Genomic DNA, 15,351 nt, shown 5'->3' with positions numbered 1-15,351 from the left:
ACCGGGCTCGCTTGACCGGGCTCGCTCGACCCGGCCCGCCCGACCCGGCTCGCGTGTCCGGCTCGCGTGACCGGGCTCGCCTGACACGGCTGGCCGAACCGGCCCGGCTCGCCTGACCCGGCCCAACCGCCCTGGCCCGACCCGATCCGACCCGCCTGCCTCCCCTCAGCCCACCGAGACCGGGTGCAGCCAGCAGGCCACCGACCGTCCCGCCGTGCTCTGCCCCAGCACCGGCGTCCGCGTCGCACAGACGTCCATGGCCCGGCCGCACCGCGGGTGGAACGGGCACCCGCCCGGCATCGACCGCAGGTCCGGCGGCGACCCCGCGATGCCCGACAACTCGCGCCTCGGGCCCTTCAGCGCCGGGAACGAGTGCAGCAACCCGTCGCTGTAGGGGTGCAGGGGAGTGCGGTACAGGTCGGCCGACGTCGCCTCCTCGACGACCTGGCCCGCGTACATGATCGCGATCCGGTCCGAGAACTCGACCAGCAGCGACAGGTCGTGCGTGATGAACACGACCGAGAACCCGAGGCGCTCGCGCAGTTCGACGAGCGTGCGCAGGATCTGGCGCTGCACCACGACGTCCAGCGCGGTGGTCGGTTCGTCCATGATGACGACTCGGGGTTCCAGCGCGAGCGCCATCGCGATCATCACCCGCTGCCGCATGCCGCCGGAGAGCTGGTGCGGGTAGCTGTGCAGCCGGTCGGAGGCGATGCCGACCAGGCCGAGCAGTTCCCGGGCGCGGTCCTGCCGGGCCTTCGGCGTCGAACGGGCCGAGTGCGCCTTGAGCACGTCCACGAGCTGCGTCGAGATCCGCTGCACCGGGTTGAGCGAGTTGATCGCGCCCTGGAACACGATGGCGATCTCGGACCAGCGCAGCCGCCGCAGGTCCGCGTCGCGGATCCGCAGCAGGTCGACGGTCGAGCCGTCGTCGAGGGTGTAGATCACCTCGCCGCCCGCCACGATGCCCGGCGGGGGCAGCAGCCTGGTCATGCCGTACGCCAGAGTGGACTTCCCGCTGCCGGATTCCCCGGCCAGGCCCAGGACCTCGCCCCGGTGCAGGGTCAGGTCGACGTCGCGGACCGCGCGGACCGACTCGGGGCCGAGGCCGTAGTCGACGTTCAGCCCGCGCACTTCGAGAATGCGTTCCTTCATGACGTCTCCTTGGCGAGCACGGGGGTGAAGCCGACGCGCATCCGCACGCCCCGCGTCGACGAACGGGTGCGCAGGCGCGGGTTGACGTACTCGTCGATGCCGAAGTTGACCAGCGACAACGCCGTGCCGAGCAACGCGATCGCCAGACCGGCCGGGACGAACCACCACCACGCGCCCTGGGTGAGGGCCTGCTGCGACTGGGCCCAGTACAGGACCGTGCCCCAGTTCCAGCCGCCCGCGTCGGACACGCCGATGAACGCCAGCGTGATCTCGGAGATCACCGCGAACAGCACCGTGCCGACGAAACCGGACGCGATGACGGCGGTCAGGTTCGGCAGGATCTCGAACAGGATGATCCGCCAGGTCGACTCGCCGTTCGCCCGCGCCGCCTCCACGTAGTCCCTGCGGCGCAACGACAACGTTTGCGCGCGCAGCACCCGCGCGTTCCACGCCCACGACGTCAGGCCGATCACCAGCGCGATCGTGAGGTTGCTGGTCTCGGGCAGCGACGAGGTGATGATGACGATCAACGGCAGCGCCGGGATCACCAGGAACACGTTGGACAGCGCGGAGAGTCCCTCACCGGCCGACCCGCTGAGGTAGCCGGCCGTGACGCCGACCAGCACCGACAGCACGGTGGCGACGACGCCCGCCACCGCGCCGACGAAGATGACGCTGCGCGTGCCCACGAGGACCTGGCTGAAGATGTCCTGGCCCAGGTGGGTCGTGCCGAACCAGTGCGCGGACGACGGTGGCTGCAGCAGGTCGTTGCTGCGCGTCGACGGGTCGAACGGCGCGAGCCACGGACCGACGACGGCGAACAGGACGAAGACGCCGAGCGCGACCAGACCGGTGAGCGCCTTGGGGTTGTTGCGCATCAGCCCTCCCTGCGGGTGCGGGGGTCCAGCGCGAGGTAGGCGACGTCCGCGAGGAGGTTCGCCAGCAGCACGGACAGCGTGATGATGAGGAAGATGCCCTGCAGCAGCGGGTAGTCCTTGGCGCCGACCGCCTGGAACAGCTGCAGGCCGAGACCGGGGTAGGAGAACACGATCTCCACCAGCAGGGTGCCGCCGACGATGAACCCGAGTGCCAGCGCGAAGCCGGACACGTTGGGCAGCAACGCGTTGCGGGCGGCGTAGGCGAGCATCACCCGGCGTTCCGGCAGGCCCTTGGCGTGCGCGACGGTGACGTAGTCGTCCGACGACACCGTCACCATCATGTTGCGCATGCTGAGGATCCAGCCGCTGACCGACGAGATCAGGATCGTGAAGCCGGGCAGCAGGCCGTGCTGGACGGTGCTGCCGATGAACTGCCAGTCCCAGTTCGGCACCAGGCCGATCTCGTACGCGCCGGACGCGGGGAAGAAGCTCCCCGGGCCGGTGAGCAGCGCGATCGCGACCAGGCCGAGCCAGAAGTACGGGATCGACGAGACGAACGTGGTGACCGGGATCAGCGAGTCCGCCCACGTGCCGCGCCGCCAGCCCACGACGGCGCCCGCGGCGGTGCCGAGGAAGAACCCGATCACCGTCGTGATGCCGACGAGCCCGACGGTCCACGGCAGTCCGTCGCCGATCACGTCCGCGACCGGGCTCGGGAAGAACGTGAACGACATCCCGAGGTCGCCGCGCAGGAGCTGGCCGAGGTAGGAGAAGTACTGGCTCGCCAGGCTCTCGTCCTTGTCCAGTCCGAAGAGGACGTACAGCGAGCGGACCGCTTCGCTCGTCATCTGCCCGCGTTGCTTGGTGATGAGCGCCTGCACCGGGTCGCCGGGGATCATCCGCGGCACGAAGAAGTTGATCGTGACCGCGGCCCAGACCGTGAGCAGGTAGAAGCCGATGCGCTTGAGGAGGTAGCTCACGACGCCTCCTCCCGGTACAGCCAGCACGCCGCGAAGTGCCCGTCGCCGAGTTCGAAGCGCGGCGGGACCTCGGTGCGGCAGACGTCCATCGCGAACGGGCAGCGGGGGTGGAACCGACAGCCCGGCGGTGGTGCGATCAGGGAGGGGGGTTCGCCGGCCCCGCCGTCCTTCTCCTCCACTGCCGGGCGGTCGGGGTCTGGTGCGGACTCGATCAGCAGCTGCGTGTACGGGTGCGCGGCCTTCTGCGTGACGGTCTCGCTCTCGCCGCCCTCGACGACCTGACCCGCGTACATCACGACCGTCTCGTCCGCGAAGTAGCGCGCCGACGCGATGTCGTGCGTGATGTACAGGATGGACAGGTGCAGGCGCTCTTTCAGGTCCCGCAACAGGTTCAGCACACCGAGCCGGATCGACACGTCCAGCATGGACACCGGCTCGTCGGCCAGCAGCACCTCCGGGCTCGCCGCCAGCGCGCGGGCGATCGCCACGCGCTGCCGTTGCCCGCCGGAGAGCTCGTGCGGGTACCGGTCGAGGTACCGCTCCGCCGGCGTCAGGTGCACGCGGGTCAGCAGGTCCGCGAGCGAGGACTCCAGGTCGTCGCCGCGGTTGCCGTGGATCGTGAGGGCCCTGGTCAGGTGGTAGCGGATGGTGTGCACGGGGTTGAGCGACGCGAACGGGTCCTGGAAGATCATCTGGACCCGGCGGCAGTACGCGCGGAACTTCCGCCCGCGCGTGAGACCCTTCTGCACGGCGACGTTCTCCCCGTGCAGGCGGATCTCGCCCGACGTCAGCGGGTAGAGCTGGGCGAGCAGCCGCGCGACCGTCGACTTGCCGGAACCGGACTCGCCGACGAGCGCCGTGACGCTGCCGCGGCGCAGCTGGAGCGAGACGCCCTCGACCGCGCGCACGGCCTTCTTGTCACGCGAGAACGGCTTGCTGATCGGGAAGTGCTTGGTGAGGCCGTCGGCCTCCAGGACGATCTCTGTCGAGACCGCCCCGGAGACCGCCGGCGCTACCTCGGCCGTCACGAGGCAGGCCTCAGCTTCATGACGATGTCGAGTGCGTTTTCGAGGGTGGGCTGCACGGGAGCGTACTGGTCCTGGTCACTCGGCCAGCCGATCCAGTTCTTGGTGCTGTACTGACCGCCGCCGTTGGCCGCGGAGGTGATGATGACGGGCATCTCCTGCACGAAGATCTTCTGCAGCTCCTGCAGCGCCGCGTTGCGCACCGACTCGTCGGGCGCGTTCGCGAAGTCGTCCAGCGCCTTGGTCGCGGCCCGGCTCTCGAAACGGCCGTAGTTGCCGTTCACACCGGCCTCGCCGATCGGCTTGTACAGCGCACCGTCCATGATGGACTGGTAGATGTCGTACAGCGTCAGGCCGTTGTTGGTCCAGTGCATCGCGGCACCGAAGTCGCCGGTGTCGAGGGCCTTGGTCCACGCGTCGGCGTTCTGCAGGTTGACCGTCGCGTTGATGCCGATCTTGGAGAAGTTGTCCTTGATGATCTCGAGGTCGGTGACGTAGTCCGACCAGCCGGACGGCACGGTCAGCTCGATCGTGACGGGAGCGCCGTCCTTGCCCTTCAACGTGGTGCCGTCGAAGGTGTAGCCGGCCTCGGTCAGCGCCTTCTTCGCGCCCTCGACGTCGACGGACATCTTCTTGTCCTTGAACTGCGGGGCGATGAACGACTCACCGGCCGGAGTGGGGATGCCGGTGATGTTGTCGACCTTCGGGTAGAAGTAGCCCGCCTCGCCCTGCATGAAGATGTCGTCGCGGTTCACCACCATGTTGGCGGCACGGCGCAGCGCGGGGTCGTCCCACGGCTTCGCCTTGGTGTTGAACCAAAGGCCGTGCACGCCGAGCACCGGCGGGAACCACAGCTTGTGATTCTGCGGGTCCTTGCTGGTGTAGGCGGCCTGGTAGTTGGGGATGAACACGAAGCTCCACTCGGCGGCGCCGGTGGCGAGAGCGTTCGTCTGCGCGTTGTTGTCGCTGTAGGAGGTGTAGCGCAGCTCCTTGACCTTCGGGAGCTCCTGCCAGTACTTGTCCCGGATCGACAGCGTGACCGTCTGCGGCGTGAACGACTTCAGCGTGTACGGCCCGCTGCCGATCGGGTCCTTCAACGTCTCGGTCGACGGGTTGGAGAACGTCGACCACTGGTGCTTGGGCACCACGAACTGTTCGAGGATCTTCTTCTGGTTGACGAACTGCGACTTCGGGAAGCCGACGGTGACCTCGCTGCCGGAGAAGGAGATGTCCTGGTACGGCACGCCTTCGATGTTCAGCCCGGGGTTGTTCTTGAGCAGCTCGAAGGTGTACGCCACGTCCTCGGCCGTCAGCGGCTTGCCGTCGGACCACGTCACGCCGTCACGAATGGTGAGCGACAGCTTGTGGAAGTTGTCCGACCAGGTGAACTTCGTTGCCAGCCAAGGCTTCGGCTGGTCGGTCACCTTGACCTCGTTCACCATGGCGAGCGGTTCGAAGAGCAACCGCCGGTAGCCGAGCGACGAGGACGCCGACGAGTTGAGGAACGGGTTGTTGTTCTCCGTTTGCGGTCCGTTCGGCATGCCCACGTTGAGGACCCCGGCGGAATTCCCGCCCGAGCCCGGGTTCGTGGCCGAACAGGCGCCGGTGAACGCCAGGGCGGTCGCGGCGACGGCAGCGCAAACACGCCTCATTCTCATGGAAACTCCTTGTTCTCCAACGAAAGCGAGAAGAATCAAGTGAGCGCTGGGAGAGGTTGACCGCGCGTGCCATCGCGGGTGAGGCCGTGGTGGCCCTCTGGTCGCCGTAGAGTAGACGCCTGTCAGCGAGGGCAAGTCAATAACGAACAGGTCACGAACCGAGGCTTATTTTTAGGCGCGAAGTAACTTGGCGCTCATGGTGCGTACACGGGCGACCGTCCGGGACCTCCGCAAGCAGAACCGTTCCGTGCTCCTGACGGCGCTGTTCCTCGACGGCCCGCTGAGCCGCCAGCAGCTCAGCGCGAGCACCGGACTGAGCGCCGCGACCGCCAGCACGATCACCGGCGAACTGCTCGACGAGGGCCTCCTGGTCGAGGCCGGCTCGGTCGAGTCCGATGGCGGCAGGCCGCGCGTGCTGCTGCGCGTCAACCCGGCGTTCGGGCACGTCATCGGGGTCGACGTCGGCGAGACGGGGATCAAGGTCGAACTGTTCGACCTCGCCATGACCCGTCTGTCCACAGTGGATCAGCCGCTCGGTTTCGTGGAGCCCGTCGCCGTCAGCGAGCTGATCGCCGCGGGTGTCGGCGAGGTCCTCACCGCGACGGGGGTGGCGGCCTCCTCGGTGCTCGGCGTCGGCGTCGGGGTGCCCGGCACGGTCGAGCGCGGGACGTCGGCCGTCGTGCACGCGCAGACCATCGGCTGGGACGCCGTCCCGCTGGAGAAGATGATCCGCGAGGCGGGCGTCGAGCCGCCCCTGTTCGTCGAGAACGGCGCGAAGACCCAGGGGCAGGCCGAGATGTGGTTCGGCGCGGGCCGCGGCGCGGGCCACGCGGTGATCGTGCTGGTCGGCTCGGGCGTCGGCGTCGCCGTGGTGACCGACGGCGTGGTGCACCGGGGCGCCACCAGCAACGCGGGGGAGTGGGGCCACACCACGATCGTCTATGGCGGGCGGCGCTGCCGGTGCGGCGTGCGCGGCTGCCTGGAGGCGTACGCGGGAGCGGAGGCCATGCTCGCCCGGTACCGGGAAGCTTTGCGCCGCAACGATCCCGAGGCCGACCAGCAGTCGGCGCTGGAGGCCCTGCTCTCGTCGCGCTCGGCCGTCGCCCGCCGAGTGGTGGACGAGTCGGTGGGCTACCTGGGTGCCGGCATCGCCAACCTGGTGAACCTGTTCAACCCGGAGCGGGTCGTCCTCGGCGGCTGGGCGGGCCTCGCGCTCGGGGCGCGGAAGCTGGACGAGATCGTGGCGGCCACCGCGGACCACGCGCTGCGGCACCCGTACGGGCAGGTGCGGATCGAGCTGGGGCGGACGGGGCCGGACGCGGTGGCGGTGGGCGCCGCGACGTTGCCGGTGGCGGCGTTGCTGGACTCCGGGGCGGACCCGCGATCGGCGCGGGTTTCGGGGTTCTGACGCGGTTTCGCCGGTCGGGGCGCTGACCAGCGGCTGCCGCCTGGGTGCCCAGGTCAGGGCCTCACCGGCTGCCGTCCTCCGCGTGCGACCTCACGTCAGAAGCCGCCTTCCGACGCATTGACAGCGGCGCTCCGCACCCCGACTCTTTGGAGAGCGCTCTCCAAGGAGGTTTCCCGGTGCACGACGACCACGAGCTGGTCCGCCTGGTCGGCAAGCTCGACCTGCCCGCCAAGGTGCGGCTGCTGGCGGGCGGATCGGTCTGGCAGAGCTGCGCCGAGCCGCTGGTCGGTCTGCGTGCGATGACGTTCTCCGACGGCCCGGCGGGCGTGCGTGGCCCCGGCTGGGACGAACGCCGCACGTCGCTGGCCCTGCCGTCACCGTCCGCCCTCGCCGCGACGTGGGACGAGGACCTCGTCGAGCGGCTGGGCGGCCTGCTGGCGGCCGAGGCGCGGCGCAAGGACGTGGACGTGCTGCTCGCGCCGGTGCTCAACCTGCACCGCACGCCCTACGGCGGGCGCCACTTCGAGTGCTTCTCCGAGGACCCGCTGCTCACGGCGAGGCTGGGCGTCGCGTACGTGCGCGGTGTGCAGGCCGGCGGCGTGGCGGCCACGCCGAAGCACTTCGTCGCCAACGAGACCGAGACCGACCGCCTCACCCACGACGTGCTGGTCGGCGAGCGAGCCCTGCGCGAGGTGTACCTGGCCCCGTTCGAGGCGGCCGTCGAGGCGGGCGCGTGGGCGGTGATGTCGGCCTACAACGCGGTGAACGGCCACTCGATGTCGGAGAGTCCAATGCTCACGAGCCCTTTGAAGGACGAGTGGGGCTTCGACGGCCTGGTGGTGTCGGACTGGGGTGCGGTGCGGACGACGGTCGCGTCGGCCGTGTCCGGGCAGGACCTGTCGATGCCGGGACCCTGGGGGCCGTGGGGGGAGCGGCTGGTCGCGGCGGTCGAGGCCGGGGAGGTGCCGGAGGCGCTGGTCGACGACAAGGTGCTCCGGCTGCTGCGGCTGGCCGCGCGGGTGGGGGCGCTGGAGGGGACGACTGCGGTCGTGCCGAGCCTGGTGGAGCCGCTCGGCGCCGACGAGCGCCTCCTTCGCGAGGCGGTGTCCTCGAGCACGGTTCTCCTGCGCAACAACGGAGTCCTGCCCCTCGCCCCAGGCCTGAGCACCGCCGTCATCGGCCCCGGCGCGACCGCCGCGCGCGTCCAGGGCGGCGGCAGCTCCGGCCTGTACCCGTCCGCCGAGAACTCCCTGCTCGACGCCCTCACCCGGCGGACGGGGACCGTGCACGCGCCCGGCCTCCGCATCGACGACCGGCCGACGCCGGTCGACGCGCCCGTGCTGGTGCGCGTGCTCGGCGCGGACGACGAGGTGCTGTTCCGCGAGCACCGGCTGACCGGCCGCATCCTCGAGACCCGGGAGGTGCCCGGCGCGGAGGTGCTGGAGATCAGCACCGCCCTGCACGTCACGCGGACCGGGGCGTGGCGGCTCGCGGTCGCGGGGTACGGGAGGCTGACGCTGGACGTCGACGGCGTGCGGGTGCTTGACGTCGTGCAGCCCGTCGACACCGACGATCCCGCCGTCAAGCACCTTCGGCCGCCGCACCACGACGTCGAGGTGCCGCTCACCGAGGGGACCGTCGTGGAGGTGGTGGCCCGCCGCGAGTTGGGCGAGGACACCGGTATGGCGTCGATGCTCGCCGCCGATCCGCCGCCGCCCGCACACGACGAGTTCGCGGCCGCGGTCGAGGCGGCGAAGAGGTGTGACGTCGCGGTGGTCGTCGTCAGCACCACGGACGCGATCGAGAGCGAAGGGCGCGATCGGCACACCCTCGCGTTGCCGGGTGGGCAGGACGTGCTGGTCGGCGCTGTGTGCGCGGTGAACCCGAACACCGTGGTCGTGGTCAACTCGGGTGGTCCGGTGCTGATGCCTTGGCGCGGACAGGCCGCGGCCGTGCTGCTGACGTGGTTCCCGGGGCAGGAGGGCGGCGGCGGTCTCGCGGACGTGCTGTTCGGCGACCGCGAACCCGGCGGGCGGCTGCCGACGACGTGGCCCGCCGAGGAGGTAGACGTGCCGGTGAAGGACTTCCTGCCGGTCGCTCAGAAGCTGCCGTACGAGGAAGGTCTCGACATCGGCTACCGGGCTTGGGCGGCGACGAACGTCGCGCCCGCGTACTGGTTCGGCCACGGACTCGGCTACACCACCTGGGACTACGAGGAAGCACGGGTCGAGCGCGACGTCGTCCGAGTCCGGGTGCGCAACACCGGGCACCGGCCCGGACGCGAGGTCGTGCAGGTCTACCTGTCCCGGCCGGACAGCGCCGTGGTCAGACCGGCGCGGTGGCTGGCGGGGTTCGCGGCCGTGACCGCAGGGCCGGGGGAGAGCGTGGAGGCGGTGGTCGAGATCCCGCGGCGGGCCATCAGCCACTGGGCGGGCGAATGGGTGGTCGAGCCCGGTGCGTTCACCGTGCTGGCAGGCCCCAACGCCGGTGACACACGTCTGCGCCTTGAGCGGGAGAACGCTCTCCTGTCGTGGTGAAACGGATCATGACGAAGGTCGGCCCGACGCTCGAGGACGTCGCGAGGATCGCGGGCGTGTCCCGTGCGACCGTCTCCCGCGTCGTGAACGGCACGCGCAACGTCGACCCGAACCTCCAGGAGACCGTGCGCAACGCGATCGAGCAGACCGGCTACACGCCCAACCACGCCGCGCGCTCGCTCGTCACGCGTCGCACCGGCACGGTCGCGCTGGTCATCTCCGGTGCCGGCGGCGGGTCCGACGTCTTCGTGGACCCGTTCTTCGGCCGCGTCACGGCCGGTGTCGTCGACTTCCTGCGCACCCGCGGGGTGCACCCGGTGCTGATGCTCGCGGACACCGACCGCACCAGGGCCGACGTGGTCGAGTTCCTGCGGCAGGGCAGCGCGGACGGAGCGCTGCTGGTGACCACGCACGCGGCGGAGTCGTTGCCGGAGAGGCTGCTGGCGGCCGGGGTGCCCACGGTGCTGTACGCGCGGCCGGGTCGTCCGCTGCCCGTCAGCTACGTCGACCTCGACCACCAGGCGGGCGGCAGGCTCGCGGCGGCGCGGCTCATGGAGCTCGGTTGCACGACCGTCGGCGCGATCTCGGGGCCGCTCGACGTGCTCGCCAGCCAGGACCGGCTCACCGGGTTCCGCGAGGCCATGGCGCGCAACGGTTTCCCGTACGTCCCCGTCGTCGAGGGCGGCTTCACCGCGGCCAGCGGGCACGCCGCGATGGGCCGCCTGCTCGTCGAGCACCCCGAGGTGGACGGCGTGTTCGCGGCGAACGACCTGATGGCGCAGGGAGCCGTGGACGTGTTGCTGGAGCACGGTTTGCGCGTGCCGCAGGATGTCGCGGTGGTCGGGTTCGACGACAGCGCACCCGCTCTCGCCTGCCGCCCGCCGCTCACCACCGTGCGCCAGCCCGTCGAGGCGATGGCCGCGAAGATGGCCGAGGTGCTGGTCACGAGTCTCGAGGACCCGGAACAGCGACCCACGTCCGTCATCTTCGAACCGGAACTCGTCATTCGGGCGTCTGCTTGATTGACCTGCCCGACACCAGGGGTTAACCTGTGGGAGAGCGCTCTCCCGATGTCCGGTGCCACGGACGTCATCGTCTGGGCTCACGCGCCCCAACGTGTCAGGCAGGATCATGAGCTCTCCCCTGACCAGGGCGGCCGTACTCGCGGCCTCCGCCCTGTGCCTCGTGACAACCGTCAGCGTTACCACCCAAGCGGGTGCCGCAGCGTGCGGTACCTCCAACGTCGCTCTCAACAGGCCCGCGACCGCGTCGTCGACGGAGAACGGTGGGACCCCTGCTTCCGCCGCCGTGGACGGGAACGCGGGTTCCCGCTGGTCGTCGCAGTTCTCCGACCCGCAGTGGCTGCAGGTCGACCTCGGCTCCACCCAGGAGGTCTGCCGCGTCTCCCTGGCCTGGGAAGGCGCGTACGGCAAGGCCTTCCAGGTCCAGGTGTCCGACACCGCCGCCGCGAACTCGTGGCGTGACGTCTACTCGACGACCACGAGCACGGGCGGCACCCAGTCGCTCACCGTCTCCGGGTCGGGTCGTTACGTGCGGGTGTACGGCACCCAGCGCGGTACCGGCTACGGCTATTCGTTGTGGGAGTTCGGTGTCTACGCGACCACGCCGGACACGCCGGGTGTGACGCCGACCGACCCGCGCAACCCGGACTTCGGTCCGAACGTGTACGTCTACGGTCCGGGTTCGTCGCAGTCGGAGATGCAGTCACGACTGGATGCGATCTCCGCGCAGATGAAGACGAACCAGTTCGGGCCGCAGCGGCACGCCGTGCTGTTCAAGCCCGGCACCTACAACGCCGACGTGAACCTGCGGTTCTACACCCAGGTCGCCGGTCTGGGCCTGAACCCGGACGACGTCAACATCAACGGCCACATCCGCGTCGAGGCCGACTGGTTGCAGCAGGGCAACGACCCCAACAACCTCGGCAACGCGACGCAGAACTTCTGGCGTGGTGCGGAGAACCTGTCGGTGACGTTGCCGGCCAACCAGATCGAGCGCTGGGCGGTGTCGCAGGCCACGGCCTACCGGCGCATGCACCTGCGTGGGCAGGCGCACCTGTGGAACGGCTACGACGGCTGGGCCAGTGGTGGTCTGATCGTCGACAGCAAGATCGACGGAACGGTCATCTCCGGGTCGCAGCAGCAGTTCCTCACACGCAACAGCAACCTGGTCAACGGCTGGTCCGGCTCGGTGTGGAACATGGTGTTCGCCGGCACGCAGGGCGCGCCCGTGGACAACTTCCCGAACCCGTCGCACACGACCGTCGACACCTCGCCGGTGACGCGCGAGAAGCCGTACCTCTACATCGACGGCTCCGGTGAGTACCGGGTGTTCGTTCCCGCGTTGCGGCAGAACTCGCGGGGGACGAGCTGGGAGAACGGCAACCCGGGTTCGTCGGTGTCGCTGGCGGACTTCTTCATCGTGAAGCCGGGCACGCCGGCGGCGACGATCAACGCGGCTCTCGGCCAGGGCAAGCACCTGCTGCTGACGCCGGGCATCCACCAGCTCGACGACACGATCCGCGTGACCCGTCCGAACACGGTGGTGCTGGGCCTGGGTCTCGCGACCCTGACGCCGACCACGGGCAAGGCGGCGCTGACGACGTCCGATGTGGACGGTGTCAAGCTGGCCGGGTTCCTCGTCGACGCCGGTGTGCAGAACTCGCCGGTGCTGCTGGAGATCGGTGACTCGTCGGCGAACTCGCACGCCGCAAACCCCACCTCGCTGCACGACGTGTACCTGCGCGTCGGCGGGTCGCAGGCGGGCAAGGCGACGGTGAGCATGCGGGTGAACAGCCGGGACACGATCATCGACCACACCTGGGTGTGGCGTGCCGACCACGGTGACGGTGTGAGCTGGACGGCCAACCCGGGCCAGAACGGTGTGGTCGTCAACGGCGACAACGTGACGGCGTACGGGTTGTTCGTGGAGCACTACCAGCAGCACAACCTGGTCTGGAACGGCAACGGCGGCCGCGTGTACCTCTACCAGAACGAGCTGCCGTACGACCCGCCCAACCAGGCCGCGTGGATGAACGGCTCCAAGCGCGGCTGGGCCGGCTACAAGGTCTCCGACAACGTCACGACGCACGAAGCGTTCGGTGTCGGTGTCTACGCCTTCAACCAGGCCGATCCGAGCATCGTGACGGACAACGGCTTCGAGGCGCCGAACCGGTCGGGTGTGCGGTTCCGGCACCTGGTCACCGTGTCCCTCGGCGGGGTGGGCACCATCGCCAACGTCATCAACGGCGTCGGTGGTGTGGCGAACACCGCCAACCAGGTCCGTTACCTGGTGAACTATCCGTGAGTCTGATCGGCGTGCTCTCCCGGGACACCCTTCCCGGTGAGAGCACGCCCGCTCTGGCGGGCATCGGGCACGCGGCGCACAGGACGGGCAACGGCCTGCTCCTGTGCGCCGACCTCGACTTCGTCGACACCCGGGACGTGGCCCTCGCGGGCTGCGTCCTGCTCGACCGCACCGCGGACGACCGCGACCTGTCCTGCCTGATCGACCACGAGATCCCGTTCGTGTCGATCGGCAGGCGGGACAGTGCGCTCAGACAGATCCCCTACGTGGACGTGGACCACGCCGCGGGCGTGCGCGACCTGGTCGCGCGCACCGCGGCTTTCGGTCATCGTCAGATCGTCTACATCGGACTGCCGAGCGGCACCACCTCGGTGGAACGCCTGCACGAGTTCCGCGCCGCCGCAAGCGCTTTCGGCATCAAGGGGCTGCACGCACCCGCGGTCTGGCTCGACCAGCTGCTGCGCATCGGCGTGACGGCGGTGATCGCGGAACACTCCGACGACGCGGCGGCGCTCGTCCGCGCGGCACGCCGCCGGAACCTCGCGGTGCCCGGAGATCTCTCCGTGCTGGCACTTGACCTGTCCGAGCAGGACCTGCTGGGCCTCACCGGCCTGCGCGTGCCGAGGTGGGAGACCGGCCGGCGTGCCGTGCACCTGCTGGCGCGGCTGCCGCAGAAGCGGTCCCAGGTGCTGCTGGCGTGCGAGTTCGTCGAGGGCACGACCCTGGCGGCACCCACACCGGCTCCGCATTCCCGTTGAAAACGAACAAGGTGGTGCTCTACACGCATGCGCAACTTCATTCGAGTGATCACGGCGACCGCGGCGGCGGCCGCGCTCCTGCTCGGCACGGCACAGGCCTCCCTGGCCGCCGATCCCGTCGTGGTGGACGCGGGAGGACCCGGTGACGTCGGCGTCGGGGGACTCACGGAGACCAAGCCCGCGGACAAGCGGTCGAACGTGGTCTTCAGCCGCACCGTCACGAACCGGATCGACAGCGCGCTCTGGAACACCTCGCGGTACCTGGAGTCGTCCTACGCGCTCACCGGCCTGACCGCGGGAGCGTCGTACGAGCTGCGGCTGTACTTCCTCGACTGGTACTTCACCCGCCCTGGCCAGCGGGTCTTCGACGTCGACGTGAACGGCCGCCGCGTGCTGAGCGACTTCGACATCATCGGGACCGCGGTCGCCGCCGGCGCGGACGCCCCGCTCACCGCGTTCGGCGTGGAGAAGGACTTCGCCGTCACCGCGGACGCGAACGGCGAGGTGCGCGTCGACCTGGTGCGCGGCGCGGTCGAGCAGCCCCAGATCAACGCCATCGTGCTGGTGCCCGCCGCGTAACGGCCGGAGACGCAGAACATCCCAGGGCGCACCCGCGCCCTGGGATGTTCTGCGTCTACCGCGGCAACCGGTAGTCCGGTCCGAGTGCGGCGCCTCGATGCGGCTTGTAGAGGTCGAATCCGCGCGGGTCGCACTGCAGCCCGCCGTTGATGCAGTGCCGGACGAGCGCGGCCTGGGTGGGTGCGTCCCAGGCGTTCATGAAGTCGTAGTGCCAGGTGTACCCGCGGCCGCTGGCGAGTCGTACGCGGGACATGTCGCCGGACACCGGGAACGCCATCTTGAACTCGATCATCGGCACCGCCACGGGGTGGCTGGGCGGGCAGACGAGGGTCGCGCGGTCCGGGTAGGCCATGTGCGACTTGTGGTCCGCCGAGTCGAGGTCACGGCCGTTCCAGCAGCTCGGGGCCTGGAAGCGGACCGTGAGCTGGCTGCCGGGCATGCACCAGGACGGGATGTCCCAGTTCTTGTAGCTGTCACCGCACTCCCAGCCCTCGATGGCGCCGGGGTGCGTGCGGAACTCCTCCTGCGTCGACGTCGGGCTGCCCACGACGAACCGGATGCCGGCCGGGAACGGCACGACGTCCTGGTACCGCAGGATGCCGGACTTGTAGTAGACGACCTGGTTGCCGTCCGGCCGCACGACCTGGTCCCCGTTCAGCACGGACGGGAACCAGTACGCCGACTTGTCGTCGGGCGTGACGCAGTTCGTGGTGGCCTGCTTGAGCGAGTCGTTGGTGCTGTTGGCGTTGGTGGAGTGGTTGCCGATGAACGTGTGCAGGTGTGACGCGCCGGGCAGACCGGGGAAGACGATCGGGTCGTCCGGGCGGTCCGCGGTGAACGAGCAGTTCGCTTGGAACTCGTGGTGGCTCACGTAGTCATCGGCCTGGGCCGCGCTCGTGACCACCGCGAGCACCGCCGTGACGAGGCTGGCCGCCAGGGCCAGCGCGCTGAGTTTTCGGGACAACTGTGTCCTCCTGCCGACGTGGGAAAACCGGCTGGGAGAGCGCTCTCCCAAGTAATGTCCCGCTCGTGTCGGGACGATGTCA

Annotated in this window: 12 protein-coding genes; 6 read left to right on the top strand and 6 right to left on the bottom strand. The window is 69.8% G+C overall.

What is annotated here, in order from left to right; all coding sequences use genetic code 11:
* Positions 1-165: 165 nt before the first annotated feature.
* Genes BMY74_RS14985 through BMY74_RS14965 form a run of 5 tightly spaced genes read right to left on the bottom strand, consistent with a single transcriptional unit; the run spans position 166 to position 5,690 of the window.
* Positions 166-1,155, bottom strand: coding sequence for an ABC transporter ATP-binding protein (locus BMY74_RS14985; RefSeq protein WP_089916030.1), 990 nt, complete (start codon positions 1,153-1,155; stop codon positions 166-168).
* Complete coding sequence (locus BMY74_RS14980) at positions 1,152-2,033, bottom strand: ABC transporter permease (protein WP_089916028.1); 882 nt, start codon at positions 2,031-2,033, stop codon at positions 1,152-1,154. Before BMY74_RS14980 ends, BMY74_RS14985 begins: the two co-directional genes overlap by 4 nt.
* Positions 2,033-3,013: an ABC transporter permease gene (locus BMY74_RS14975; protein WP_089916026.1), complete on the bottom strand. Its 981-nt coding sequence runs from the start codon at positions 3,011-3,013 to the stop codon at positions 2,033-2,035. Before BMY74_RS14975 ends, BMY74_RS14980 begins: the two co-directional genes overlap by 1 nt.
* Positions 3,010-4,041, bottom strand: coding sequence for an ABC transporter ATP-binding protein (locus BMY74_RS46990; protein ID WP_089916024.1), 1,032 nt, complete (start codon positions 4,039-4,041; stop codon positions 3,010-3,012). Before BMY74_RS46990 ends, BMY74_RS14975 begins: the two co-directional genes overlap by 4 nt.
* Positions 4,038-5,690 carry an ABC transporter substrate-binding protein gene (locus BMY74_RS14965; RefSeq protein ID WP_245786131.1) on the bottom strand — a complete coding sequence of 551 codons (1,653 nt, stop codon included), beginning with the start codon at positions 5,688-5,690 and terminating at the stop codon, positions 4,038-4,040. Before BMY74_RS14965 ends, BMY74_RS46990 begins: the two co-directional genes overlap by 4 nt.
* Positions 5,691-5,892: 202 nt before the next feature.
* On the opposite strand from BMY74_RS14965, the gene BMY74_RS14960 reads away from it, so the two are divergent.
* The 6 genes from BMY74_RS14960 (at position 5,893) to BMY74_RS14935 (ending at position 14,305) form a co-directional block, all read left to right on the top strand.
* Entirely contained in the window at positions 5,893-7,104 is a 1,212-nt protein-coding gene (locus BMY74_RS14960) for an ROK family transcriptional regulator (RefSeq protein ID WP_089916873.1), read from the top strand.
* Between the two features lie 176 nt (positions 7,105-7,280).
* Positions 7,281-9,641 carry a glycoside hydrolase family 3 C-terminal domain-containing protein gene (locus BMY74_RS14955; protein ID WP_089916020.1) on the top strand — a complete coding sequence of 787 codons (2,361 nt, stop codon included), beginning with the start codon at positions 7,281-7,283 and terminating at the stop codon, positions 9,639-9,641.
* An 8-nt stretch (positions 9,642-9,649) separates the two neighbouring features.
* Positions 9,650-10,663, top strand: a complete 1,014-nt coding sequence (locus BMY74_RS14950) for a LacI family DNA-binding transcriptional regulator (protein WP_089916870.1) — start codon at positions 9,650-9,652, stop codon at positions 10,661-10,663.
* A gap of 109 nt (positions 10,664-10,772) precedes the next feature.
* Positions 10,773-12,968: a discoidin domain-containing protein gene (locus BMY74_RS14945; RefSeq protein WP_089916018.1), complete on the top strand. Its 2,196-nt coding sequence runs from the start codon at positions 10,773-10,775 to the stop codon at positions 12,966-12,968.
* Positions 12,965-13,726: a substrate-binding domain-containing protein gene (locus BMY74_RS14940; RefSeq protein WP_089916015.1), complete on the top strand. Its 762-nt coding sequence runs from the start codon at positions 12,965-12,967 to the stop codon at positions 13,724-13,726. The genes BMY74_RS14945 and BMY74_RS14940 overlap by 4 nt, the downstream gene beginning before the upstream one ends.
* Positions 13,727-13,753: 27 nt before the next feature.
* On the top strand, positions 13,754-14,305 hold the full coding sequence (locus BMY74_RS14935; protein ID WP_089916012.1) for a malectin domain-containing carbohydrate-binding protein: 552 nt from the start codon (positions 13,754-13,756) through the stop codon (positions 14,303-14,305).
* 55 nt (positions 14,306-14,360) lie between these two features.
* Here BMY74_RS14935 and BMY74_RS14930 read toward each other — a convergent pair whose 3' ends face one another.
* Positions 14,361-15,269 (bottom strand): DUF1996 domain-containing protein, encoded by a 909-nt coding sequence (locus tag BMY74_RS14930; RefSeq protein WP_218159630.1) that lies wholly within the window; start codon positions 15,267-15,269, stop codon positions 14,361-14,363.
* Positions 15,270-15,351: the final 82 nt, after the last annotated feature.

The sequence above is a fragment of the Lentzea albida genome (assembly GCF_900111005.1).
GTDB classification, from domain to species: domain Bacteria; phylum Actinomycetota; class Actinomycetes; order Mycobacteriales; family Pseudonocardiaceae; genus Lentzea; species Lentzea albida.
Note: the sequence above shows the minus strand (reverse complement) of the source record. Positions and strands in the feature narration are given on the sequence as shown.